At 73.3% G+C, this 25,145-nt stretch carries 21 protein-coding genes; 4 read left to right on the forward strand and 17 right to left on the reverse strand.

Annotated elements, in window-relative coordinates; genetic code table 11:
• Window positions 1-191 precede the first annotated feature (191 nt).
• Entirely contained in the window at window positions 192-1,895 is a 1,704-nt protein-coding gene (locus tag AB0G84_RS09180) for an NAD(P)/FAD-dependent oxidoreductase (protein WP_361317677.1), read from the reverse strand.
• Between the two features lie 58 nt (window positions 1,896-1,953).
• Entirely contained in the window at window positions 1,954-2,751 is a 798-nt protein-coding gene (locus AB0G84_RS09185) for a carbon-nitrogen hydrolase family protein (protein WP_361317680.1), read from the reverse strand.
• A 449-nt stretch (window positions 2,752-3,200) separates the two neighbouring features.
• On the opposite strand from AB0G84_RS09185, the gene AB0G84_RS09190 reads away from it, so the two are divergent.
• Complete coding sequence (locus tag AB0G84_RS09190; RefSeq protein ID WP_361317682.1) at window positions 3,201-3,788, forward strand: hypothetical protein; 588 nt, start codon at window positions 3,201-3,203, stop codon at window positions 3,786-3,788.
• Here AB0G84_RS09190 and AB0G84_RS09195 read toward each other — a convergent pair.
• Window positions 3,757-4,695, reverse strand: coding sequence for a LysR family transcriptional regulator (locus AB0G84_RS09195; protein ID WP_361317685.1), 939 nt, complete (start codon window positions 4,693-4,695; stop codon window positions 3,757-3,759). The two genes, AB0G84_RS09190 and AB0G84_RS09195, sit on opposite strands and share 32 nt — an antisense overlap.
• A 54-nt stretch (window positions 4,696-4,749) precedes the next feature.
• On the opposite strand from AB0G84_RS09195, the gene AB0G84_RS09200 reads away from it, so the two are divergent.
• Window positions 4,750-6,261, forward strand: coding sequence for an MFS transporter (locus tag AB0G84_RS09200; protein ID WP_361317688.1), 1,512 nt, complete (start codon window positions 4,750-4,752; stop codon window positions 6,259-6,261).
• On the opposite strand, the gene AB0G84_RS09205 is transcribed toward AB0G84_RS09200, so the two are convergent.
• The 7 genes from AB0G84_RS09205 to rpe form a co-directional block, all read right to left on the reverse strand.
• On the reverse strand, window positions 6,258-6,713 hold the full coding sequence (locus AB0G84_RS09205) for an Lrp/AsnC family transcriptional regulator (protein ID WP_361317691.1): 456 nt from the start codon (window positions 6,711-6,713) through the stop codon (window positions 6,258-6,260). The genes AB0G84_RS09200 and AB0G84_RS09205 overlap by 4 nt on opposite strands.
• A gap of 10 nt (window positions 6,714-6,723) precedes the next feature.
• On the reverse strand, window positions 6,724-8,115 hold the full coding sequence (locus AB0G84_RS09210; protein WP_361317865.1) for an amino acid permease: 1,392 nt from the start codon (window positions 8,113-8,115) through the stop codon (window positions 6,724-6,726).
• 478 nt (window positions 8,116-8,593) lie between these two features.
• Complete coding sequence (locus tag AB0G84_RS09215; protein ID WP_361317693.1) at window positions 8,594-10,057, reverse strand: GuaB1 family IMP dehydrogenase-related protein; 1,464 nt, start codon at window positions 10,055-10,057, stop codon at window positions 8,594-8,596.
• A gap of 119 nt (window positions 10,058-10,176) precedes the next feature.
• Window positions 10,177-10,620, reverse strand: coding sequence for a barstar family protein (locus AB0G84_RS09220; protein WP_361317696.1), 444 nt, complete (start codon window positions 10,618-10,620; stop codon window positions 10,177-10,179).
• Window positions 10,617-11,081 carry a ribonuclease domain-containing protein gene (locus AB0G84_RS09225; protein WP_361317699.1) on the reverse strand — a complete coding sequence of 155 codons (465 nt, stop codon included), beginning with the start codon at window positions 11,079-11,081 and terminating at the stop codon, window positions 10,617-10,619. The genes AB0G84_RS09220 and AB0G84_RS09225 overlap by 4 nt, the downstream gene beginning before the upstream one ends.
• Before the next feature lie 84 nt (window positions 11,082-11,165).
• Complete coding sequence (locus AB0G84_RS09230) at window positions 11,166-12,182, reverse strand: sugar-binding domain-containing protein (protein WP_361317867.1); 1,017 nt, start codon at window positions 12,180-12,182, stop codon at window positions 11,166-11,168.
• 218 nt (window positions 12,183-12,400) lie between these two features.
• On the reverse strand, window positions 12,401-13,084 hold the full coding sequence (gene rpe, locus AB0G84_RS09235; RefSeq protein ID WP_361317702.1) for a ribulose-phosphate 3-epimerase: 684 nt from the start codon (window positions 13,082-13,084) through the stop codon (window positions 12,401-12,403).
• A gap of 670 nt (window positions 13,085-13,754) precedes the next feature.
• On the opposite strand from rpe, the gene AB0G84_RS09240 reads away from it, so the two are divergent.
• The gene (locus AB0G84_RS09240) at window positions 13,755-14,885 is read left to right on the forward strand and encodes a pentapeptide repeat-containing protein (protein ID WP_361317705.1); all 1,131 of its coding nucleotides are present in this window, start codon (window positions 13,755-13,757) and stop codon (window positions 14,883-14,885) included.
• Between the two features lie 144 nt (window positions 14,886-15,029).
• Here AB0G84_RS09240 and AB0G84_RS09245 read toward each other — a convergent pair whose 3' ends face one another.
• From AB0G84_RS09245 to fmt, 4 genes are all read right to left on the reverse strand, one after another.
• Window positions 15,030-15,908, reverse strand: coding sequence for a hypothetical protein (locus tag AB0G84_RS09245; protein WP_361317708.1), 879 nt, complete (start codon window positions 15,906-15,908; stop codon window positions 15,030-15,032).
• Between the two features lie 322 nt (window positions 15,909-16,230).
• A complete protein-coding gene (locus AB0G84_RS09250; RefSeq protein ID WP_361317710.1) occupies window positions 16,231-16,485 on the reverse strand; it encodes a hypothetical protein in 255 nt (84 codons plus the stop codon).
• Window positions 16,486-16,528: 43 nt separating this feature from the next.
• On the reverse strand, window positions 16,529-17,962 hold the full coding sequence (locus tag AB0G84_RS09255) for a transcription antitermination factor NusB (RefSeq protein WP_361317713.1): 1,434 nt from the start codon (window positions 17,960-17,962) through the stop codon (window positions 16,529-16,531).
• A 117-nt stretch (window positions 17,963-18,079) separates the two neighbouring features.
• Complete coding sequence (gene fmt / locus AB0G84_RS09260) at window positions 18,080-19,018, reverse strand: methionyl-tRNA formyltransferase (protein WP_361317716.1); 939 nt, start codon at window positions 19,016-19,018, stop codon at window positions 18,080-18,082.
• A 261-nt stretch (window positions 19,019-19,279) separates the two neighbouring features.
• Between fmt and AB0G84_RS09265 the strand changes: the two genes are divergently transcribed.
• Window positions 19,280-19,831: a hypothetical protein gene (locus tag AB0G84_RS09265; protein WP_361317718.1), complete on the forward strand. Its 552-nt coding sequence runs from the start codon at window positions 19,280-19,282 to the stop codon at window positions 19,829-19,831.
• 246 nt (window positions 19,832-20,077) lie between these two features.
• Here the strand turns inward: AB0G84_RS09265 and AB0G84_RS09270 are convergent, their stop codons facing one another.
• From AB0G84_RS09270 to coaBC, 3 genes are all read right to left on the reverse strand, one after another.
• A complete protein-coding gene (locus AB0G84_RS09270; protein ID WP_361317721.1) occupies window positions 20,078-22,249 on the reverse strand; it encodes a primosomal protein N' in 2,172 nt (723 codons plus the stop codon).
• A 105-nt stretch (window positions 22,250-22,354) separates the two neighbouring features.
• Window positions 22,355-23,563 carry a methionine adenosyltransferase gene (gene metK / locus AB0G84_RS09275; RefSeq protein WP_361317724.1) on the reverse strand — a complete coding sequence of 403 codons (1,209 nt, stop codon included), beginning with the start codon at window positions 23,561-23,563 and terminating at the stop codon, window positions 22,355-22,357.
• Between the two features lie 280 nt (window positions 23,564-23,843).
• Window positions 23,844-25,067 carry a bifunctional phosphopantothenoylcysteine decarboxylase/phosphopantothenate--cysteine ligase CoaBC gene (gene coaBC, locus AB0G84_RS09280; RefSeq protein ID WP_361317727.1) on the reverse strand — a complete coding sequence of 408 codons (1,224 nt, stop codon included), beginning with the start codon at window positions 25,065-25,067 and terminating at the stop codon, window positions 23,844-23,846.
• Window positions 25,068-25,145 lie beyond the last annotated feature (78 nt).

Raw genomic sequence — 25,145 nt, forward strand, 5'->3', positions numbered from 1 at the left:
CGGCGGTGCGGGGCCCCGCCGCCGTTCGGTTCTCGGGACACCCGACCTCGGGCGCCCGGGCTCGGGCGTCCGGGCTCAGGCGTCCCGGGCTCGGGCATCTGGGCTCGGGGAATGCACTCCCCGGTGAGCCCAGGTCCCGGGGAACTCAGCCCCCGAGGAGCCCAGCCCCGGGGGCTCAGCCCCCGGGAAGCTCAGTCCTCGGGGAGCTCGACGGGCGCGATCGTGTCGTAGACGTCCCCCGGACCGGGGTTGGTGGCGTCGGTGGCACCGCCGAAGTGGTGCATCACGCCCCAGACCGCGTTCAGCGCGGTCTGCACCGCGCCCTCGGCCCAGCCGGCCGTCCAGGAGATGTCGTCGCCGGCGAGGAAGATGCCGCGCTTGTCCTCGGGCAGCCGGTCCTGCATGAAGTGGGTGAACAGCCGCCGCTGGTAGCGGTAGTGGCCGGGCAGGTTGGCCTTGAACGCGCCCATGAAGTAGGGCTCGTTCTCCCAGGAGACGGTGACCGGGTTGCCGATGATGTGCTTGCGGATGTCGACCTTCGGATAGATCTCCGACAGCGACTTCAGCATGACCTCCATCCGCTCGTTGGCGTCCAGCGGCAGCCACTTGAGGCTGTCGTCGCACCAGGTGTAGGAGAGGCAGATGACGGCGGGCCGGTCGGGCCCGTTGTCGAGGAGGTAGGTGCCGCGGGTCATCCGGTCGGTCAGCGTCATCGACATGACGTCGCGCCCGGTCTCCTCGTCCTTGTCCAGCCAGAACGGCCGGTCCACCGGCACGAAGAGCTTGGAGGACTCCATGTAGTGGGTCCGCTCGATCGCCGTCCAGTGGTCGATCGGGAACAGCTCGTCGTCACAGGAGATCTTGGACAGCAGCATCCAGGACTGCGCGGTGAAGACGACGGCCTCGTAGGAGCGGATGTCGCCGGAGGCGTCGGTGACGGTGACGCGGTTGCCGGCGGTGCGGTGCATCCGGGTCACGGCCGGGCGCGGGGCGCCGTCGTGCAGCGAGGACAGCGAGGTGCCCGGCGCCCAGTGGACGATCTTCTGCGGCTCGCGCTCCCACAGGCGCAGCGGCAACTGCTGGGAGCCGCCGACGATGCCGCGGTGGTGGTCGTCGGCCTCGGTGTAGACGACGCGCAGGATCTCCAGGATGGAGTTGGGGAAGTCGGTGTCCCAGCCGCCGGTGCCGAAGCCGACCTGGCCGAAGATCTCGCGGTGCCGGAAGGACCGGAACGCCTCGGAGTCGCAGAGGAAGCCGTAGAAGGTCTGGTTGTCGAGCTTCTCGACGAGCTTCGCCCAGATCTCGCGGATCCGCGGGACGTCGCGCTCGCGCATCGCCTGGTTCATGTCGGAGAAGTCGGCGCCCTCCTCCAGGCAGGCGTTCCAGGCCTCGGCGACCTGGCGGTACACCGCGGGCAGGTCGTCGAGGGTCTCGGCGTAGTGCGACTCGCCCTTGAGGTCGACGACGGTGGACGGGGTCGCCTCGGCCAGCGGGTTGGGGAACGGCGTGGTCGTCAGGCCCACCAGGTCGATGTAGTGCTGGAGCGCGGTGGAGGACGGCGGGAAGCGCATCGCGCCCAGCTCGCAGTTGAGCTCCTCGTCGCCGAAGGAGGAGCAGCCCTCGAAGCCGACGGTCCGCAGCCGGCCGCCGATCTGGTCGGCCTCGTAGACGACAGGCTTGAGGCCCATCTTCATCAGCTCGTACGCGGTGACGATGCCGGAGAGGCCGCCGCCGATGACGGCGACCTCGGTGCCGTGCTCAGTCGCGGGTATCTGGCCGAGACCCGCCGGGTGGGCGAGGTAGTCGTCGTAGGCGTAGGGGAAGTCCGGACCGAACATGGTGATCGGCGGCTGGGCGTCGGTGTGCGGGACGGCGGGGGGCACCGTGGACGTCATGGGGTACGGACTCCTTGCACGGAAAAGCCGATGGTGTGGCAGAAGGGGGAGGGGCGGGTCAGACGAGCGAGGTGTACAGGCCGGGGCGGCGGTCGCGCAGGTACGGGTTCAGCTCGCGCGAGGCGGCCAGGAACTCCGGGTCGACGGCGGCGTGCACCAGCTCCTCGCCGCGGCCGGCGCGGGCCCGGGCGACGCCGTCCGGCCCGACCAGCGTGGAGAGCCCGACGAACTCGAACTCCCCTTCCGGGCCGGTGCGGTTGACGTACGCGAGGTACATCTGGTTCTCGAAGGCGCGGACCGGCACCAGCGACTCGGCGACGAACTGGAAGGGGTGCATCTGCGCGGTGGGCACCAGCAGCAGGTCGGTGCCGGCCAGGGCGTGCGCGCGGACGTTCTCCGGGAACTCCACGTCGTAGCAGATCATCAGGCCGATCCGGAGGCCGCCCAGCTCGGCCTGGACGACCGCCCGGTCGCCCGGGGTGAACCACTCCCGCTCGAAGCAGCCGAACAGGTGGGTCTTGCGGTAGGCGGCCAGCCGCTGCCCGTCGGGGCCGATGAGCTGGACGGCGTTGTACACCGCCGTCCCGTCCCGCTCGGGGAAGCCGTAGGCGACCGCCAGGCCGTGGCGGGCGGCGATCGCGGCGACGGCTTCCGCGGACGCGCCGTCGGCGGGCTCGGCGAGCCGGGGCACGGCGTCGCCGATGGCGTAGCCGGTGAGGAACATCTCGGGCGTGACCAGCAGGCCGGCGCCGTGCGCCGCCGCCGAGCGGGCCGCGTCGTCGAGCACCCGCAGGTTGTGAGCGACATCGCCGGGCCGTCCCGAACTCTGGAGCAGGGCGGTGTGCAGCGACGTCATGGGACCCCTCGACGGAACGGGTGCGGGCGGGACGCATCGACGGTACGGGGAGCCGACGATTCCGGACAAGGCGCCACCGTTGCATGCCGACCGGTGATTCATTGCGTATTCAAGCGACTCTCCGGCGATTCATTGCGCCCGATGTTCCCGCAGGTCGGGCCGGGTGGAACCGGGCTCCGGCGGGGCGGCGACGGGCCGCAGCCGGGGTGGCGACGAGCCAGAGCCAGGGCGGCGCCGGGCCGCGGCCAGGGTGGCGGCAGGACGGCGACGAGCCGGTGGCCGGGCGGCCGGTACCGCCGTGGTCGTACGGGCCGCCGGGTGCCGTTCCGCCGAGCGGCGGAACGGCGTCGCTCTGCGGCCCGATGCCCGACCGTGGGCCGGCCGGAAGCCTGGAGGCGGCCGGAACCCAGCCGGCCGAACGTCCTCCGCCCAGCCCCTGGAAGGCCCCGATGCCCCCTCTTTCCTCCCCCAACCGCCGCTCCCGCGCCCGGATCGCGCTCGCCACGGCCGGGGCGGTGGCGCTGGCCGCGGCCCTGACCGCCGGCTCCGCGGCCGCCTCGGACGGCGCACCCGCCGCCCGGCCCGCACACCCCGCCCCGGCCGCCGACGCCGGCGCCAGCCTGACCGGCTCCGCCAAGCTCTACCGCTCGGCCGGCGACAACATCCACTTCACGTTCGACGCGCGCTTCCGCAAGGACCAGGGCCCGCTCGACGCCAAGGGCACCTTCCGGTTCAGCCATGTCTTCCCCAACAGGACCCACGGCTTCGCCGAGGGGCGAATCGACTGCCTGATGACCGGCGGCAAGACCGCCACCGCCTCCGGCATCGTCACCCGGACCGACCGGCCGGGCCTGAAGGGCAAGCGGGTCGGCTTCAGCGTCCGCGACGACGGCCGGCACGACCGGCTCGGCTACAGCTGGGCAGCCACCAACGACCCGGCCGAGACCAAGGACCTGCCGCGGTGCGTGGCGTCGGCGCCCTTCGAGATCCTGGAGAGCGGCGACTTCACGGTCGTCCCGTGGCGGATCCGCCACTGACCTCCTCGGCGACCACCCGCCGGACCAGACCGCGCAGCCAGATGTGGCCCGGGTCCGCCTCGTGGCGGGGGTGCCAGGCCATCTCGATGGTCATCGACGGCAGGTCGAGCGGGATCGGCAGCGTGCACAGCCCCAACCCGCGGACCGTGGCCGCCCCCGCCCGCTCGCTGGCATGGCCGACCACATCGCTGTCGCGGATCATCAGCAGCGAGGCGGCGAAGGTGGGAACGGTGGCGATCACCCGGCGGCGCAGCCCGAGTGCGGCGAGCGCGGTGTCCACCGGGCCGGTCAGCCGGCCGCGCCGGGTGACGTTGAGGTGCGCGGCGGCGGCGTAGCGGCGCGGGGTGAGCGGCGCGGTGGTCAGCGGGTGGCCCTCGCGCACCACCGCCACCCCGCGGTCGGTGAAGAGCCGCTCGGTACGGATCTCCGGCTCGCGGCTGTCGAGGATGCCGAGCTCCAGGTCCGCCGCGCCGTCCCGCAGCAGCGGCACATCGACCGGGCTCTCGCCGAGGAAGCGCAGGACGACCTGCGGCGCTTCCTCGGCGGCGAGCGCCAGCAGCCGCGGGCCGACGGCGGTGATGAAGAGGTCGCTGCTGGTGAGGGTGAAGGTCCGGGCCAGCTGTGCCGGGTCGGCAGGGGCGGACGGGGCCAGCACCCCGTGGGCCCCCTCCACCAGGCGGCGCACCTCGGCCCTGATCTCCAGGGCGCGCGGGGTGGGCACCATCCGGCGGCCGGCGCGGACCAGCACCGGGTCGCCGATGGTCCGGCGGATCCGTCCCAGGGCGCGGCTCATCGCCGGCCCGGAGAGCCCCAGCCGGTCCGCGGCCGCGGTCACGCTCTCCTCCTCCAACAGGGCGTCCAGCGCCGGCAGCAGGTTGAAGTCGATGTTTGCGTTTCGCGCAATCATGAAGTGCATACCTTGCATTTGAAGTTAAGTCACCGCGAGCCTAGCGTCCCGGCCATGACTTCGACCCTGTCTTCCGCAACGTCCGCTCCGGCGGTCGGCGTCGGTTCCGGGCGGCGCCGCTCGGTGACCGCCGCGATGTGCGCCGGTGTGCTGGTCGCCCAGTCCCTGGTGGCCGCGATGAACCTGGCCATACCCAAGATCGCCGCGAGCGGCCTGCACCCGTCCGCCTCCCAGCTGCTGTGGATCGTCGACACCTACGTACTGGTCTTCGCGGGGCTGCTGGTCCCGGCCGGTGCGCTGGGCGACCGGCTCGGCCGCAAGGGCGCCCTGCTGACCGGGCTCGGGGTGTTCGCGGCGGGTGCCCTGCTGAGCGCGCTGGCGCCCACCCTGCCGCTGCTGCTGGCCGGTCGCGCGGTCTCGGGCGCGGGAGCCGCGCTGCTGGTCCCGGCGACCATGGCCGTCCTGCTGCACGCCGCCCCGCCCGCACACAGGGCCGGCGCGGTCGCCGCCTGGAGCACGGCGCTCGGCATCGGCGGGATGGCCGGCAACGCCGGCGGCGCGCTGATCCTTCAGTACCTGCCCTGGCAGGGGCTGTTCTGGTGCTACGTACCGCTCGGCCTGGCCCTGCTGGTCTGGTGCGCCGCGGCGGCGCCCCGGATCCCCCGGCACACCGCGCCGCTGGACCTGCCCGGCTCGGCGCTGCTGGTCCTCGGGGCGGGCGCGCTGCTCTTCGGCATCATCGAGGGCCCGGACCTGGGCTGGACCTCCGCCGCGGTGCTGGGCGCCTTCGCGCTGGCGCTGGTGGTGCTCGCGCTGTTCGTACGGCACGGGCTGCGGGCCGCGCACCCGGTGCTGGACCCGCGGCTGTTCCGGCTGCCGCGGCTGCGCGCCGGCTCCCTCGGCATCGCCGTGGCCTTCTTCGGCATGTTCGCGCTCTTCTACGTCAACGCCCAGTTCCTGCAGTACGTCAAGGGCTACTCCCCGCTGCAGACCGGCTGGGCGATCGTGCCGCTGGCCTTCGGGATGATGGCGGTGACCAAGTACGGGATGCGCTGGGCCGGGGGTACCCCCCGCGGCAGCTGGGGGAGGTTCGGTGAGGCCCGGACGGTCGGCGCGGGGCTGGCGCTGATCGCGGCCGGACTGCTGGCGCTGTCCACCGCCGACGCCGGCACCCCGTACCCGCTCTACCTGGTGTTCCTGCTGACGATGGCGGCCGGCGCGGGCCTGGCGATGCCGACGCTGTCGCATGCGATCGTGGCGTCCGTGCCGGCCGACCGCTCCGGGATGGGCTCCGGACTCCAGGGCGCGGCACGGGAGTTGGGCGCGGCACTGGGCATCGCGGTGGTCGGCACCGTGCTGTCGGTGCGCTTGGCCTCGGGCACCGGCCACGGTGCCGCGCTGGGGACCGCGTTCGCCGACGCCGCGGCGCTGGGCTACCGGATCGCCGCGGGGGCGGTCCTGGTGGTGGGCGCGGCCGTGGTCCTCGGCCTGCGGGCCGGTAGGCGGACGCCCTCGTACTCCGGCCGGACCCCGCGAGCCCACGAAGATCCGAAAGAAGCGCCCTAGCCGGGCGCCCCTGAGCTGAAGCGGCGCAGCAGCGGCGAGAGCACCAGCACGGACTTGGTGCGCTCGACGAACGGCTCGCCGGCGATGCGCTCCAGCACGCGCTCGAAGTGGCGCATGTCGGAGGCGAAGACCTGGACGATGGCGTCCGCCTCACCGGTGACGGTGGAGGCGGACGCCACTTCCGGGTAGCGCGACAGGCCGCGGTGGATCGCCTCGGGCGAGGTGTTGCGGCGGCAGTAGAGCTCGATGAATCCCTCGGTCTCCCAGCCGAGCGCGGCCGGGTCCACCCGTACGGTGAAGCCGGTGATCGCGCCGTCCGCCCGCAGCCGGTCCACCCGGCGCTTGACGGCCGGGGCGGACAGGCCGACCTCCTGGCCGATGTCCGCATAGCTGCGGCGGGCGTCCTCGGCGAGGGCGTGGACGATGCGTTCGTCGAGTTCGTTCAGTCGCACTGCGGGTGGTTCACTTCTCTGCGGTGGCCAATCGGGAGCGGCGCATGCCGTATCCGAAGTAGACCACAAGGCCCACGGCCATCCAGCCGCCGAAGACCACCCAGGTCACCGCGTCGAGGCTGCCCATCATGTAGAGGCACAGCAGGAAGCCGATCGCGGGGAAGAGCGGCGACAGCGGCGTGCGGAAGGTCCGCGGCATGTCCGGCCGGGTGCGGCGCAGCACGATCACGGCCACATTGACCAGCGCGAAGGCGAAGAGCGTGCCGATGCTGGTGGCGTCGGCCAGCTCGCCCAGCGGCACCGCCGCGGCCAGCACCCCGCAGAACAGCGAGACGACCACGGTGTTCACCCGCGGCACCCCGGTCCCGGCGTGCACCTTGGAGAACGCCTTGGGCATCAGGCCGTCCCGGGACATCGCGAAGAGGATCCGGGTCTGGCCGTAGAGCACCGTCAGCACGACGCTGGCGATGGCGACGACCGCGCCGAAGGCGAGCAGCACCGCCCAGTAGCCCTGGCCGGTGACCGACTTCATGATCCCGGCCAGCGCAGCCTCCGAGCCCTTGAACTTCTGCCACGGCATCGCGCCCACCGCGATCGCCGCGACCAGGCAGTACAGCGCGGTGACGATCACCAGCGAGAGCATGATCGCGCGCGGCAGGTCGCGCTGCGGGTTCTTGGCCTCCTCGCCGGCCGTGGAGGCGGCGTCGAAGCCGATGTAGGAGAAGAACAGCGTGGCACCGGCGGCGCTGACGCCGGCCATGCCCATCGGCATGAAGTTGGCGTAGTTGCCGGACCGCACGCCCTGGACCGCGACCCCGCAGAACAGCAGCAGCGCCACGATCTTGACGAGCACCATGACGGTGTTGGCCCGGGCGCTCTCCTTGGCCCCGCCCAGCAGGAACGCCATCGCCAGCAGCACCACCAGCAGCGCCGGCAGGTTGAAGTAGCCGCCGTCACCGGGCGGTTGCGCCAGCGCGTCCGGGATGGTGAACCCGAAGACGCCGTTGAGCAGCTCGTTGAGGTACTCGCCCCAGCCGACCGCGACCGCCGCGACCGAGACGCCGTACTCCAGGACCAGGCACCAGCCGCAGACCCAGGCGATCAGCTCACCGAGGGTGGCGTAGGCGTACGAGTAGGAGGATCCGGAGACCGGGATGCTGCCGGCCAGCTCCGCGTACGACAGCGCCGAGAACAGCGCGGTGACGCCGGCGATGACGAAGGAGAGGACGACCGCGGGCCCGGCGTCCGGGACCGCCTCGCCCAGCACCACGAAGATGCCGGTGCCGAGCGTGGCGCCGATGCTGATCATGGTCAGCTGCCAGACGCCCATGGAACGGCGGAGCTCACCGCCCTGCCCCTTGCCGCCCTCGGCGACCAGCCGCTCGACCGGCTTGCGCCGCATCAGCCGGGTGCCGAAGCCTCCGGGGGCGGGTGGCCGGGTGTCACGGTCCCCTGCGGGCGGGGCTGCGCCGTGCTCCAACACTGGGGTGGCTCCTTACTTGCTGCCGGTCGGGCGGCGGCGACCAGCAACGATCCGTACGCGGGCATGCGAAAGCACCCTGCGCAGGGGGGACCGCCGAGCAAGCGGTCGCCGCCACTCCACGTACTAGCGCGTCACCTTACGGGGCGCCGCTGAGCTGCCGTAATGCAGGTTCCTTGCGCAACCATGGACGATCGTTGCGCGCCGGTGCGGCGGGCGGTGGATCATTGCGCACCGGCGCTCGGATCGTCCGGTCGGCTGTGAGGTGTCCCACCATGCGGACGGACCGGTGACGCGGCTGCCGCGCGACGGTGGCACCGGCGGGCCCGCAGACGCGACCGGCCCCGCACCGGGTGGGTGCGGGGCCGGGGGGAACGGCGGCTGCCGGGCGGCTGCCGGCTCAGCTCCAGCTGTCGTGCAGCGGCTTGCCCTCGGCGTAGCCGGCGGCGCTCTGCACGCCGACCACGGCCTTCTCGGCGAACTCCGCCAGGGAGGCGGCGCCCGCGTAGGTGCAGGAGCTGCGGACGCCCGCGATGATCGAGTCGATCAGGTCCTCGACGCCGGGGCGCGCCTGGTCGATGAACATCCGCGAGGTGGAGATGCCCTCCTCGAACAGCCCCTTGCGGGCCCGGTCGTAGGCCGACTCCTCGCTGGTACGGCGCTGCACCGCACGCGCCGAGGCCATGCCGAAGCTCTCCTTGTACGGGCGGCCGTCGGCGGTGTGCTGGAGGTCGCCGGGCGACTCCAGGGTGCCGGAGAACCAGGAGCCGATCATGACGTTGGAGGCGCCGGCGGCGAGCGCCATGGCGACGTCGCGCGGGTGGCGCACCCCGCCGTCGGCCCAGACGTGCTTGCCGTACTTCTTCGCCTCCGCGGCGCACTCCAGCACCGCGGAGAACTGGGGGCGGCCGACGCCGGTCATCATGCGGGTGGTGCACATCGCGCCCGGTCCGACGCCGACCTTGATGATGTCCGCGCCGGCCTCGATCAGGTCCCGGACGCCCGCGGCGGAGACGATGTTGCCCGCGACGATCGGCACCTGCGGGTCCAGCGCCCGGACGGCCCGGATCGCGTTGATCATCGACTCCTGGTGGCCGTGCGCGGTGTCCACGACGAGGGTGTCCACGCCGGCGTCCAGCAGTGCCTTGGCCTTGCCGGCCACATCGCCGTTGATGCCCACGGCGGCGGCGATCCGCAGCTTGCCGTTGGCGTCGGTGGCGGGGGTGTACAGGGTGGCGCGCAGGGCGCCCTTGCGAGTCAGGATGCCGACCAGCATGCCGTTGTCGTCGACCGCGGGCGCGAGCTTGCGGTTGGCGGCGTCGAGCGTGTTGAAGGCCTCCCGCGGGTCGATGTCCGCGTCCAGCACCAGCAGGTCCTTGGACATGACCTCGGCGACCTGGGTGAAGCGGTCCACACCCGCCAGGTCGTGTTCGGTGACCACGCCGATCGGGCGGCCGCCGTCGACCACGATGCCCGCGCCGTGCGCCCGCTTGGGCAGCAGCGCCAGCGCATCGGCGACGGTCGCGACCGGGGACAGCACGATCGGGGTGTCCAGCACCAGGTGACGGCGCTTGACCCAGGTCACGACGTCGGTGACGACGTCGATCGGGATGTCCTGCGGAATGACGACCAGGCCACCACGGCGGGCGACGGTCTCGGCCATCCGGCGGCCGGCGATCGCCGTCATGTTGGCGACCACGAGCGGGATCGTGGTGCCGCTGCCGTCGGGCGAGGCCAGGTCGACGCCCTGGCGGGAGCCCACGGAGGAGCGTCCGGGCACCATGAACACGTCGTCGTAGGTCAGGTCGTAGGGCACCGAAGAACTCTCTTCGAGCGCGCCGTTCTTCGGATTCAGGAATCGCATATGGCCAGGATACGGGCCCTGACCAGGCCTCATAGGAAGGTCCGAGCACCTGTACGAGCCATGTGTGCGATCCGCCAAGGCGGCGGAACGCCGGGCCCCGGCGCCTGGCGGCCGGGCCGTCACACCCCCCGCCGGGCCCGCCCCCTGGCCATGATCACGGCCAGTCCGGTGTCGGTGTCCCGCCAGTGGCCCACCGCGTCGGCCAGCACCGACTCCACCACGCTCCAGTCGTCCGGCGCCGCCGCCGCATAGCCCTGCCAGCCCGTGACGACCAGCAGCCGGCCCCGGCCGGCCGGGCACCAGGACAGGTCGGTGAGGCAGTCGGCGAGCGCGTCCCAGTTCCGGCCGAACCACTCCGGCAGCCGGAGCGCGGTGGCGCACCGCTCCATGAACGCGGCCTTGTCCGCCACGTCCTCCAGACCCAGAGCCGCTCCGTGCCACCCGGCCCGCTCGGCCGCCGCCAGCGCATCCGCCACCGGCCGGTCGGCCGGCCAGGTCAGTACGCCCGCGGGCGTACTACCGTCCAGCACCGCCGCCAGTGGCCGGGGCACCGCCTCCGTCATCGCAACACCGCCCTGAAGGTCCGGTAGTGGTCGCCTGTGTAGTAGGTCTCCGGCCCCCGCCCGGTGACCAGGCGGCGGGCGCCGCGGTCGGGTGCACCGGGGGTGGGGACCGTGTACTCGTGGTAGAAGCCGCGCACCTGACGGGGCAGCAGGCCCTCGCGGTTGGCGAAGACGGTGCCGTCCTGGCGGTACGGGAAGGGCCCGCCGGCGTCGATCCGCCGCAGGGTGTCTCGGACCTGCGGCGGCAGCGCGCCGACCGTGACGACCCGCAGGCCGCCGGCCCAGTCCGGGACGCCGGAAGGACGCGGGGTACCGGCGACGCCGGTGGCGGTGGCCCGCGCCGGCGCGGGTGAACTCCCTTGACCGCCACCGGTGGTGCAGCCGGTCAGGACCAGCAGCAGCCCGGCGAGCAGCGCGCCGAGGACGGCGGCGGCCCGGCGCGGGGCGGAGCGGATCACCATGGCGCCGATGCTGTCACAGGGCGGGGCGTCCTGCCCGCCGGTGGGCGCCCCAGGGGTGGCCGGCGGACCGCCGGCCACCCGGTGTCACGACCCGTCAGGGTCGGCGCGGTCCAGAGCGGGGCGCGGCCCCGGGCCGGTCTCCAGCAGCAGGTGGTCGGCGGCGGCGGTGTCCGTGACCAGGCTCGTCACCAGGCCGGAGCGCAGCACCGCGCCGATCGCCGCGGCCTTGCGCCGGCCGCCGGCGATGGCGACGACCTCGGGGATCCGGCGCAGCCGGTCCGCCTCGACGGTAATGCACCGCTCGCCCAGGTCCCGGCCGATCCGGCGGCCCTCCGCGTCGAAGAGGTGGGCGGACATCTCGGCGGCCGCGCCCAGCGACGCGTAGTGCTCCCGCTCGTCCTCCGACAGCATGTCGTAGACCGTCGAGACGCCCGGCTCCCAGGAGCCGATGGAGACGCAGGCGACGGTGACCTTGTCGAAGTACTCGAAGGCCCGGGCGATCCCGGTCTGCCGGCGCAGCGCCTCGGCGGTGGCCGAATCGGGCAGCAGCATGGGCGCGTAGATCGGGTGCGCCTCTCCCCCGGCGACGTCGGCCGCGCGGCGGACCGCCTCGACCGAGCCGCGGTCGGCGGTGCCGGCGTCGTAGACCCCGGTCAACTGCACGACGGTGCACGGCGGGAGCCGGTGCAGCGCGGCCGCCATGTGGATGGTCGAACGGCCCCAGGCGAGCCCGAGCACATCGCCCTCGGTGACCAGCTCGCCGAGCAGGTCCGCGGCGACCTCGCCGAGGTTCTCCGGATCGGCGGCGTCCTCGGGCGGGGTCTGACCGCCGAAGGCGGGGGGAGCGTCCGCCGGCGACTCCACGACCACGGCGTGCCGCAGGCCGTAGCGGGCCCGCAGGGCGTCGGAGCGTTCGGCGTCGAGTTCGGAGGGCACCCGGATCTCGATGCGTACGAGATCACGCTCCAGCGCGGTCTCCAGCACCCGTGCCACCTTGAACCGGCTGACGCCGAATTCCTCCGCGATCTGGATCTTCGACTTGCCCTCGAGATAGAAGCGACGGGCCATGGCCGCAGCCTGCACCAGCTCGGCGGGGCCCATTCCGGACTGTGGGCGGCTGGCTACCACGAAATTCTCCCCTTTTGCGCATCTGATCGAGTCTTTGCTCATCCTTTCAGAAACCCGCGGTCAACGGGGACCGGCGGGGCTCCGACGCTCGTGAACGCTGGGTTGCGCCACGGGCAACGTACGGCTCCGGCCGCGCCCCGGCGGGAACGCCCGGCGGAAAACCGCCCGGCCACCCGCCGCGGCCCCCGGCGTCAGTGGGCGCAGCCCCAGCCCGCCGCCGCGGACGCCGTCTCGGCCTTGGCGCGCAGCTCCCGCACCGCCTTGGCCGGGTCGTCCGCGCCGTAGACCGCGGAGCCAGCCACGAACACATCGGCGCCGGCCTCGGCGCAGCGCTCGATGGTGGCGTCGGAGACCCCGCCGTCCACCTGGAGCCACAGCTCCAGGCCGTGCTTCGAGATCAGCTCACGGGTGCGGCGGATCTTCGGCAGCATGATGTCCAGGAACGCCTGGCCGCCGAATCCGGGCTCCACCGTCATGATCAGCAGCATGTCCAGTTCGGGCAGCAGGTCCTCGTACGGCTCGATCGGCGTGGCCGGCTTCAGCGCCATCGAGGCCCGCGCCCCCTTGGCCCGGATCTCCCGCGCCAGTCGCACCGGTGCCGCCGCCGCCTCCGCGTGGAAGGTCACCGACCCCGCACCGGCCTCGATGTACTGCGGCGCCCAGCGGTCCGGGTCCTCGATCATCAGATGCAGGTCGAGCGGGATGTCCGTCGCCTTGCGCAGCGACTCGACCACCGGCACGCCGAGCGTGAGGTTCGGGACGAAGTGGTTGTCCATGACGTCGACGTGCAGCCAGTCGGCGCCCTCGACGGCCTTCGCCTCCTCGGCGAGCCGGGCGAAGTCGGCGGACAGGATGCTGGGGTTGATCAAGGCCATGCCCCCAGTATGGCGCGCCGCCCGACGCCACCCGGAGGCGGGACGTCCCGGCCCCTCCCCGGCCCCTCCCCGGCGGCACCCCGGGGGCCGCGGGGGCCGCCGTCTGCCGTGACGACCACGACCGCCCGTACTGGGCCTGCAACCCCGACTGGCCGCGCGGCGTCCCCACCGCGAACGGCCGGACGCCCCACGGCCTGCGCATGCTCGCCGAAGGCACGGTGGAGGCGTACGCGGTGCGGGCCGGCCTCACCGCACCCCTGTGGCGGCGGCCCTGGGCAGCTCGGTGGTCTGGCGGGGCTCCTCCCCCACGGACCGCGCGGAGGAGGAACGGTAGCTGCGGCACCGGCTGGTCACCGCCTCGTCCCCGGCGGCATGCGCACCCCCGATGGTGAACGAGACCGCCTGAACGGTCCGGGCGGAACGGTCCGGGCAGAGCGCCGCCGCCGTCGCCACGCAGCCTGCGGATCACTGCGGCGATCGGGTGCCTCGACGGAGTGGCGTCAGCCCGGTTCGACGTCTGTCGATTGCCATGGACAAGGTGAGGAGCCATACGCGCGGTGGACGGCTGAGCCGGATCGCGCACAGGCGCGCGGCCAGACAACGGCGCCGCCGCGGAGCCGATGCGCACGGTGCCGGCGGCTTGGGCCGGGCCCAGTGGTTAGGGCTCACGGTGGCCGCCCTGCCCGGCCTGGCCGCAGCGTTGGCGCTGCTGTTCACCTGGCGGGAAGTACAGGTCGCCGAACAGGGGCAGCTCACCAGCCGGTTCAACGACGCGATCACCAACCTCGGGTCGCGGTCGTTGGACGTGCGCTTCGGGGGGATCTACGCGCTGGAGCGCATCATGCAGGACTCGCCTCGCGACCAGCCCAGGATCATCTCGGTCTTGTCGGCATACGTACGACGTCACGCACCCGTTCCGGCAAGCGGCTTCGCAAAGGAGCCCAAGGACCTCGAGCAGACCCTCAAACGCCGCCCGTCCACTGACGTGGCGGCCGTGATGAATGTGCTGGCCCGCCGCCCACCCGGCCACGACGGAGGTGCGCAGCTCGACTGGAACCGCACAGACCTCCGGGGCCTGACGCTGTCCACCTGGGGCGTCAAAGACCTCGCGAAGATCCCCAAGGGCGGTGAACTCCCCCGCACGCATTCCTCGTTCGGCTACGCGAACATGGAGGGGGCAGACCTGCGACATGCCGTGCTCGCGGGAGTAGACCTGCGCAACGCGTTCGCCAGCGAGGTCAATCTGAGCGGAGCAACACTCCTGCGCACAGGCCTGACCAATGCCCAACTGGACGGAGCGGACCTGACCCGCGCGGGGCTTCTTGAGACGGATCTGACCGGGGCAGACCTCAGCAGCGCGAAGTTGCACGAGACGGTACTGGGGGCGCCGGACGCGCCGGTCCGCACCGGACCGTCCCGTCTCACCCGTGCGGTGCTCTGGGATGCGGACCTCACAGGAGCAAGCCTTGCCGGGACGGATCTGACCGGGGCGATCCTGGCTGACGCCAACCTCACGGGCGCAACCCTGGCCGGGGCGCACCTACACGGCGCACAGCTCAGCGCGGCCGACAAGTCCCTGCAAGCCAAGGTCATTTCTGGCACCGTCACGGACAGCGCGAACCTGGCGAACGCCGACCTGACCGGCGCCGACCTGACGGGCGCTGACCTGCGCGGTGTGAACCTGACCGGAGCCAACCTCACCAACGCCGACCTGCGAGGGGCGCAGCTGACCGGAGCCAAGCTCACCAGAGCCAAGGCCAACGGGGCTCGCGGACTACCGCCCTCCGCCGGCCCGCGCTGATCTTGCAGGCCCCGGCCAGATCACACTCCACGATCGAAGCGAACGCCGCCGCTCACAGCTCGGAACCGCGGACGCCATGGGCGTACTGCGTCGGCTCGCCGGCGCGCTCGAAGCCCCCGGGGAAAGCCACGATCACGGTGGTGCTCAGGAAACGCCCGTGAGGGTCCTGTCCCGGGACGCATCGGTCCGGCGCTCCTGAACGTGGGCGTACCCCATGAGGCAGAGCAGCACCGCGAGGAGCACCGCCGACGAGCCCGCCGTGCCGAGGTCGAGGCCGCCCTTGGCGAGCGGCTTGGTGAGGAAGTCACCGGCGGTCGCCCCGAGGGGCCGGGTGAGCACGAAGGCGATCCAGAACAGCACCACGTTCGGCACGGCCGGCACCCGCATAAGGGCGACGAGTACGGCGAGTACACCGGTCACGAACAGGGCGCCGCCCGCGTAACCGAGTCCGGAGCTGTCGGAGAGGAAGTCACCCATCGAGGTGCCGAGCGTGTTCGACACGAGGATCGCCGCCCAGAAGAGGGCCTCCGCGCGGAAGGAGACGATGTCGCGGATGGCGAACGTCAGCCCGGTGCACTTCCAGATGACGAAGATGACGATCAGCAGCGAGATCAGGATGGCGGCCCCGGTGGGGTAGCCCAACCCGAGGCCCTGCGGTCCCCAGCCGAGCGACTTCGCGCCGTCGGTGAGGAACTTGGCGCTGGCGTCCCGGTTCATGAAGTCGGACATCGTGGTGCCGGCCATGCTCGTGGACAGGATGACCGTCCAGTAGAAGAACGGGTTGTAGCGCCGGGACCGGAGCTGCACGACCAGCGTGACCACGAAGATCAAGAACAACGCGATGGTGGTCAGGAAGTAGCCGAGCTTGAGGGTCTGGGCGAAGAGGTCGCCTGCTGTCTCACCGAGGGTCGTCGCGGCGGTCTTCATGACCCAGAAGGCCAGTGTGACCTCCGGCAGCTTCCGCAGCACGTACCTGTCGGTGCCGGCGACGTCCATGTCGGCCAGGACTTCGGGCTCAGGCAATGTCGATCCTTCCTGGGTGGCGCCTCCGCAGCACCTCACGTCGTGTCGCGGGTCCTTACGAAGTGCGCACAGTGGCGGCAGATGTCAGGTACGAGGTGCACCGCGCGCAGTGATCACGTCGCACGCCGCCCCACGCTTCCAACCGCAACCTGAACGCATCCTGAACACCACCGGCCACGGCCACGAAACAGCCCCGAAGGGGTGAAGCCGGCCCCCAGACCTCCGGGACCGGCCGCTGTCCGGGGGCGAATCGCGCTCAGCCCGCCCGTGAGCCGCTCTGGCTCCGAGACGTCCCGCCGGCCCGGGTACGGGCCGGCCGTACTCATCGCATTCGTCGCTGCCCTGCCCGGAGGGGGAAGCCATTGACGATCTTCACTTGTGGCCCTTCCCGTCCCTGAGCCTTGCGGGCGGTGGAGTCCATGACCTCGGCGTGGGCTTCGTCGACGATCCGGTCTAGCGCGGTGAGAACGGCGTCGCCGCCGCGTTCGTCGACGAGTTCGACCAAGGGCAGCAGCTCGCCTCCGGAGGGATCATGTTCGGCGTGGTCCTGATGTTCGCCCCATGTCTGGAAGAGCACCAGTTCCGGGTGTGAGGTGCGGCTGCCGCCCTTGGCCCCGCGCTCACCCCGTCCGGCGGAGCAGGGCCAGGTACATCGCGTCCGTGCCGTGCAGATGCGGCCAGAGCTGGACGTCGGGGCCGTCGCCGAGGGCGGGGACGCCGGGCATCAGGGGGCGGGCGTCGACCCAGTCCGCCGCGACCGCCGGGCCACCTCGGCCCTTGAGGACGTCCTCGACCACGGCGCGGGTCTCGGCCGGGTGCGGGGAGCAGGTGGCGTAGCCGACCACTCCGCCGACCCGGACCGCGGCCAGCGCCTGGCGCAGCAGGTCGCGTTGGAGCGGGGCGAAGCCGTCCAGGTCCTCGGGGCGGCGGCGCCAGCGGGCCTCCGGGCGGCGGCGCAGCGCGCCCAGGCCGGTGCAGGGGACGTCCACCAGGACGCGGTCGAAGCTGCCGGGCCGCCAGGCCGGGCGGGTGCCGTCGGCGGTGATCACCGCGTACGGGCCGGGGTTGCCGTCCAGCGCCCGGGCCACCAGACGGGCGCGGTGCGGCTGCCGCTCCGATGCCAACAGGGCCGCGCCACGCTGGGCCGCCAGGGCGCCTAGCAGCGCCGCCTTGCCGCCGGGGCCCGCACAGCCGTCGAGCCAGAGCCGGTCGGAGCCGTCGACCGGTGCGTTCGCCAGCGCGAGGGCGACCAGTTGGCTGCCCTCGTCCTGGACGCCCGCCCGCCCCTCGCGGACCGCGTCCAGCGCACCGGGCTCGCCGCCCTCCGCGAGCCGGACCGCCCACGGCGACCAGCGCCCGGGCAGCGCGCCCTGCTCGCCGGCCGCGTCCAGCAGCTCCTCGGCGGTCGACCGGCCGGGCCGCGCCACCAGCGTCACCTCGGGGCGCTCGTTGTCCGCCTCCAGCAGGTCCTCGATCCCGGCGCGGCCACCGCCGAGGGCGTCCCACAGCGCGGAGACCACCCAGCGGGGGTGGGCGTGCACGATGCCGAGGTGGTCCTCGGGGTCCTCGTCGTAGTCCGGCGCGACCCGCTCCAGCCAGCCGTCCAGGTCATGGGCGGCGACCTTGCGCAGCACCGCGTTGACGAACTTGGCCCGGCCGTCGCCCAGCACCACCCGCGCCAGCTCGACGGTGGCGCTGACCGCGGCGTGGCTGGGGATGCGGGTACCGAGCAGCTGGTGCGCGCCGAGCGTCAGGACGTCCAGGACCGGCGGGTCCACGTCCCGCAGCGGGCGGTCCACGCACTGCGCGAGGACCGCGTCATAGGTGCCCTGCCGTCGCAGCGACCCGTAGACCAGCTCCGTGGCCAGCGCCGCGTCCCGGCTGTCGAAGTCGCCGGCCTGGCGCGCCTTGCGCAGCAGCGGCGGCAGGACCAGGTTCGCGTAGGCGTCCCGCTCGTCCACGGCCCGCAGCGCCTCGAACGCCAGGATCCGTACCGGGTCCTTCTTCGGCCGGCGATGGGGCTTGCTGGGGCGACGGCTGGGCTGCTGGCTCACAGAAAAGGTGCTCCGGATACGAGAGGAAGGGTGCCGTCCCAGCCTACGCGGGGCCGGTGACGGGAGCGCGCACGGCCGGACGGTCGGTCGCGCGCCCCAACGGCCCCCGCCGCACCGTCAGCCGCCCAGCCGCTCCCCCGCCTCGATGCGGACGCCACGGGCCCAGTCCGCCGCCTTCATCGGCTTCTTGCCCTGCGGCTGCACCCAGCCCAGTTCGAGCGGGTGGCTGCCGGTGCCGACGTACACCGCCTTCTTCGTGGCGGCGAGGGCGCCGGGCACGAGGGCGGGCTCGGTGTGGCCCTCGGCAAGGGACGCCGACATCAGCTTGAGGCGCTCGCCGCGGAAGACCGTCCAGGCGCCGGGGGCCGGCGCACAGGCGCGGACCAGCCGGTCGATGCGGAGCGCCGGTGCGGTCCAGTCCACCTTGGCGTCCTCGACCTCGATCTTCGGCGCGAGGGTGACGCCGTCGGCCGGTTGCGGCACCGCGGTGAGGGTGCCGTCCTCGATGCCGTCCATCGTGGCGACGAGCAGCCCGGAGCCGGCGAACGCCAGCCGGGTGAGCAGATCGCCGCTGGTGTCGGTCGGCCGGACCTGCTCGGTCAACACCCCGTAGACCGGGCCGGAGTCCAGGCCCTGCTCGATCTGGAAGGTGGAGGCTCCGGTGACCTCGTCGCCGGCGAGCACCGCGTGCTGGACGGGCGCCGCGCCACGCCATGCGGGCAGCAGCGAGAAGTGCAGATTCACCCAGCCCCTGGCGGGGATGTCCAGCGCGGACTTCGGCAGCAGCGCGCCGTAGGCGACCACCGGGCAGCAGTCCGGCGCGATCTCCCGCAGTCGGGCCTGGAAGTCCTCGTCACGCGGCCGGACGGGCTTGAGCACCTCGATGCCGGCCTCCGCCGCGCGCTCCGCGACGGGGCTGGCGACCAGCCGCCGGCCACGCCCCGCGGGCGCGTCGGGCCGGGTCACGACGGCCACGACGTCATGCCGCTCCGAGGCGATCAGGGCATCGAGGGCGGGTACGGCGACCTCGGGGGTGCCGGCGAAGACAAGCCTCATGGGTGGCGATCTACCTCTCACACGCTGCGGAACGACACACCAGTCTATGGGGCCCGTCCCAGGCCATGGCGGCGGAACAAGGGGGCGCACAACATTCCCCGCGCCTCCTGCAGAAGTTCGCGCGCCCCCATACCGTGACCACAGCCGCTGCTGTCGCGTTGGTCAAAAAGCATTGACCTGGAACGGGCCGCCTTGGCGGCCCGCTCGCTTTCACCACCTCTGCACCCATACCTTTCCACGCCGGTTCGAGAGGCTTGTTTCATGGCCGACCACGCAACCCACGACGCCCAGGCGCGCGCCAGCCTGCATCTCCTGGTGCGGGACATCGAGCGGGTCCGCCGGCAGGTGGACGCGCTGCGCACACTGACCGCTCAGCTCGGCAACGTCTACCGCCCGCGGCGTACGGGCCCCTCCGCGGGCTTCGTCGTCTACGGACGCGCGCCCGCCCCCACCGTGCGCCTCGCCCAGGAGCTGCGCGACAGCGTCGAGACCCTCGTCACGGCGGCGGTCGACTTCGACCGTTCGCTGGGCTTCTCCTGGGACGCGGTGGGCTCGGCGCTCGGGGTCACCAAGCAGGCCGTGCACCGCCGTTACGGTGCCCGCCGGGCCTCCAGCCAACCCGTCGCGGACGGCGGCGGCGAGAGCGCGGTGCGCGCGTCGGACGCTGCCGCGGGCCGCGCGGTGACGATGACCACCGGGCTGCCCGGAGCGCCGTCCGTCCCCGCCGCCCGTTCCATGCCCGACCGGCCCGCCCCGGTCCCCCGCGACGAACCGAGCCGCCCGGGCGCCTTCCCCGGCCCCCGCAACGGCTGACGCCGTCACCCACCGGGCACGGCTCGCCGTGCACCGCTCGCCAACGCCCCGGGGAACGCCAGACCACCGCCCCGGGGCGGCGCCGTGTCCCTGGGCGGCCGCACGCCGAAGCAGCCGGGCCACGGACGCCGGACGGTCCAACGCGCCCATGCCGGCCGGGCCGTGAACGCCGGAGGACCGGCGCCGCACCGCCACCCGCCGGCGCGGACCCGCCCGCCTCGGGCGGCTCACCCACGTCAGCGCCGCTCACCCCAGGTCCGGCGGATCGATCCGCACCCGCACCGCCTCCCCCTCGCGCTTGACCAGCCGGGCCGCCCGCGCCGCCTTGAGCGCCGCGGCGAGCGCCGCCCCCTGCCCCGGGCGGACCCGCACCAGCGCGCGCTCCCACTCCTCGCCGGGAGCGGGGTTCCCCCGGCCGGAGGCCGCAGGAGGATCACCGGGCCGACGGGGCCGCCCGGGGTCCGGCGCCGGCATCGGAACCGGCCCCAACACCTCGGCTCCGGGCGGGAGTTCGGCGGACCGCAGCAGCTCCGCGACGTCCTCCCCGCGGCCGGCCACCGAAGCCATCCGGGACACCGGCGGGAAGCCCAGCTCGGCCCGCTCGGCCAGCTCGCGGACCGCATGACCGACCGGGTCCCAGCGCACCAGCGCCTGCACCGGCCGCAGAGTGGGCTCCGCGATCACTGCGACCGTGCCGCCCTCCGCCTGCCCCCGGACCAGCGCGGCGGCACCCAGCCAGCGGCGCAGCGCCTCCTCCCCGGCCCGGAGGTCCGGCCGCCCCAGCAGCGCCCAGCCGTCCAGCAGCAGCGCGGCGGCGTACCCGTCCCCCTCGGCCACCGGTTCCGCGCCGGGCGTGCTCACCACGAGGGCCGGCGCGTCCGGCACGGTGGCCAACACATGGTCGCGGCCCGACGTACGCACCGGAACCGCCGGGAACGCCCGCCCCAGCTCCTCCGCCGTCCGCCGCGCCCCGACGATCTGGGCCCGCAGCCGGGCGCCGCCGCACTCCGCGCAGTGCCAGTCCGGCTCCGGCCGTCCGCACCACCCGCAGGCCAGCTCCCCCGCCCGCAGGGACTCCAGTGGACCGGCACACGCCCGGCAGCGCGCCGGCGTACGGCACCGCTCACACGCGAGCCGGGGCACATATCCCCGGCGCGGCACCTGGACCAGCACCGGGCCGCGCCGCAGCCCGTCCCGGACCACCTGCCAGGCCATCGTGGGCAGTCGGGCGGCCCGCGCAGCGGCGTCCCGTGCCTCATCGCCCTCACCGACCGTACGCACCAGCGGCGCCGCGGCCCGGACCTGCTCGCGCTCGGCGGTCAGCGGCCGCGCCCAACCGCTCTCCACCAGCTGCGCCGCCTCCACCGTGCAGCCCAGTCCGCCCAGGAGGAACCCGGCGCCCTCGGTCACCGACCGCTGGATGAGCACCTCCCGCGCATGCGGCTGCGGGGCGTGCGGATCGCTGTGGCTGCCGTCCCCGTCGTCCCACAGCGCCACCAAACCCGGATCGGCGACCGGTGCGAACATCGCCGCCCGGGTCCCGATCACCGCCCGCACCGAGCCCCGGCTCACCGCCAGCCAGCGGCGGTAGCGCTCCTCGGGCCCGGCATCGGCGGTCAGCAGCACATGCCGCTCCGACCCGATCAGCTCGGTCAGCGCCGCGTCCACCCGCGCCGCGGCCCGCCCGTCGGGCACCACGACCAGCGCGCCGCGCCCGCCGGCCAGCGCCGCCGCGGCCGCCCGGGCCAGCTCCTGCGGCCAGGTCGCCCCCGGCAGCGCCGTCCACACCGCCCGCGGCGCATCGCCCCGGGCCAGCGCCGCCAGAAAGCCGGGCCCCGCCCCGTAACGGCTCCAACTCCCGGCATCCGGAAGGGCATTGGGCGGCAGCGGCGCCGGTGATGGCTTGGCCTCGGCCGCCGCCCGCCGGGGCGGCACCGCCAGCTGCACCACATCCGCCAGCGTCCCCGCGTACCGGTCGGCGACCGCCCGGCACAGCCCCAGCAGCTCCGGCGTCAGCACCCGCTCCGTCGACAGCACCTGCGCGATCGGCGCCAGCACCCCGCGGTACTCGCTCTCCGCCACCCGCTCCACGATGAAGCCGCTGACCAACTTGCCGCCCTCGCGCCGGCCGCCCTTCTCCCCGGCGCCGAACCGCACCCGCACCCGGACCCCCGGCTGCGCCTCGGCGTCCATCGCCGCCGGCACCGCATAGTCGAAGTACCGGTCGAGGTGCACCAGCCCCTTGTCCACCAGCACCCGCGCCACCGGCAGCCCGGCCGCCAGCTCGGCCCCCCGCCACGTCCGCGGCTTCGCCCGCCCGGTCTTCTTCTCCCGTACGGCCTCCCGGATCAGCGCCAGCTGCTCCCCCGCCCCCGACTCCCCCACACCCGCCTCCGGCCGCCCGTTCTCCCTGCTCACAGTCCCAGTCTTAGCAGATGGGACCGACAGCGGCCGGGGTCCGCACATGCCACGGCCCCGGACCGCGGCGGGCGGTCCGGGGCCGTTGGCCGAGTGGATCGGGGCTTACAGGCCCACGGCCTTCTTCAGGGCCTCCACGCGGTCGGTGCGCTCCCAGGTGAAGTCCTCCAGCTCGCGGCCGAAGTGGCCGTAGGCGGCGGTCTGGGCGTAGATCGGACGGAGCAGGTCCAGGTCACGGATGATCGCGGCCGGGCGGAGGTCGAAGACCTCGCCGATCGCCTGCTCAATCTTGTCGGTGTCGACGGTGGCGGTGCCGAAGGTCTCGACGAAGAGACCGACCGGCTCGGCCTTGCCGATGGCGTAGGCGACCTGGACCTCGCAGCGGGCCGCGAGGCCGGCGGCGACGACGTTCTTGGCGACCCAGCGCATGGCGTAGGCGGCCGAGCGGTCGACCTTGGACGGGTCCTTGCCGGAGAAGGCACCGCCGCCGTGGCGGGCCATACCGCCGTAGGTGTCGATGATGATCTTGCGGCCGGTCAGGCCGGCGTCACCCATCGGGCCGCCGATCTCGAAGCGGCCGGTCGGGTTGACCAGCAGGCGGTAGCCCTCGGTGTCCAGCTTGATGCCGTCCTCAACGAGCTGGCCCAGGACGTGCTCGACGACGAACTCGCGGATGTCGGGCGCGAGCAGCGAGTCGAGGTCGATGTCGCTGGCGTGCTGGGAGGAGACCACGACGGTGTCGAGGCGGACGGCCTTGTGGCCGTCGTACTCGATGGTGACCTGGGTCTTGCCGTCGGGGCGGAGGTAGGGGATGGTGCCGTTCTTGCGGACCTCGGACAGGCGCTTGGACAGGCGGTGCGCGAGGTTGATCGGGAGCGGCATCAGCTCGGGCGTCTCGTCGCACGCGTAGCCGAACATCAGGCCCTGGTCGCCGGCGCCCTGCCGGTCCAGCTCGTCGTCGTCGCCCTCGACCCGGTACTCATGGGCGGTGTCGACGCCCTGGGCGATGTCCGGGGACTGCGCGCCGATGGACACCGAGACGCCGCAGGAAGCGCCGTCGAAGCCCTTCTTGGACGAGTCGTAGCCGATGTCCAGGACCTTGTTGCGGACGAGGTTGGGGATGTCGGCGTACGCCTTGGTCGTCACCTCACCGGCCACGTGGACCAGGCCGGTGGTGATCAGCGTCTCGACGGCGACCCGGGAGGTCGGGTCCTCCTTGAGGAGCGCGTCGAGGATGGTGTCGCTGATCTGGTCAGCGATCTTGTCGGGGTGGCCCTCGGTCACAGACTCCGAGGTGAACAGGCGGCGGGACACATCGCTCCCTGGGGTTGCAGCGGCTGCTGGCTGATCATTGGCGGAAGGGCCGAGAGCTGCGCTCGGCCCGATCCACTCGCCAGTTTATCGGTCGGATGTGGCGTTCGGGCACGCGGTCTCGATTTCTGGACCCCTCGTGACCTGGGACACCACGCCTCACGGATAGGACGATCACCTTGACTGTGATCTGGGTCAAGGGGACGCGCCCCTTTTTGCCGGGCTGAAGGGGTGACCGGGGGGCGTTTCTCGGCCGTATCGCGCGGGGCCGGGGGCGGCCCCGCTACAGGCGCGGTGCGACCAGGTCCCAGACCCGATCGGCCAGGGCTTCCTTGGGGCCGTACGGGACCGGGGTCTCGCTGCCGTCGGCCGCGAGGATGACCGCCTCGTTCTCGGCCGACCCGAAGGCCTTGTGCTCCCCGACCTCATTGACGACCAGCAGGTCACAGCCCTTGCGGGCGAGTTTGGCGCGCCCGTTGGCGAGCACGTCGTCGGTCTCGGCGGCGAATCCCACGACGACCTGGCCCGGGCGGGCCCGGTCGGCGGAGAGCTCGGCGAGGATGTCCGGATTTCGGACCAGGGCGAGGGGCTCCGGCTCCTGGCCCTCGACCTTCTTGATCTTGCCGGTGACGTAGGCGGCGGGACGGAAGTCGGCGACGGCGGCGGCCATCACCACGGCATCGGCGTCCGCCGCGGCCTTGAGCGTGGCCTCCCGCAGCTGGCGGGCGGTCCCGACGTGCAGCACGTCCACCCCGGCCGGATCGGGCAGTTCGGTGTTGCCCGCGATCAGGGTGACCTGCGCACCCCGGGCGGCGGCGGTGGCGGCCAGCGCGTAGCCCTGCTTCCCGGAGGAGCGGTTGCCCAGATAGCGGACGGGGTCCAGGGGCTCGCGGGTGCCGCCGGCGGTGACCACGACCCGGCGGCCGGCCAGGTCGGCGACGGTGCCGCCCTCGGCACCGCGGGCCAGCACCCGGCGACAGAGCTCGAAGACCTCCACCGGGTCGGGGAAGCGGCCCTTGCCGGTGTCGACGCCGGTCAGCCGGCCCACCGCGGGCTCGACGACCACCGCACCCCGCCGCCGCAGGGTGGCGACGTTCTCCTGGGTGGCCGGGTTCTCCCACATCTCGGTGTGCATCGCCGGGGCGAAGACCACCGGGCACCGGGCGGTCAGCAGCGTGTTGGTCAGCAGGTCGTCGGCGAGGCCGTGGGCGGCCTTGGCCAGCATGTCGGCGGTGGCGGGGGCGACCACGACCAGGTCGGCGGCCTGGCCGATGCGGACGTGCGGGACCTCGTGAACGGACTCCCAGACCTCGGTGGTGGCCGGGTGGCCGGAGAGCGCCGACCAGGTGGCCTCGCCGACGAAGTGCAGCGCCGAGGCGGTCGGCACCACCCGTACGTCGTGCCCGGACTCGGTCAGCCGCCGCAGCAGCTCACACGCCTTGTACGCGGCGATCCCGCCGCTGACGCCCAGGACGACCCTGGGCCGCCGCTGCTCCCGCTTGTCCATCGCTTCCCCGCTCCCCGAGCTTCCGGTCCGGTCGGTGCGCCCGGTGGCCCACCTGCCCCTATGACACACCAAGGGCCC

Source organism: Streptomyces sp. NPDC020742 (assembly GCF_040641675.1).
GTDB lineage: Bacteria > Actinomycetota > Actinomycetes > Streptomycetales > Streptomycetaceae > Streptomyces.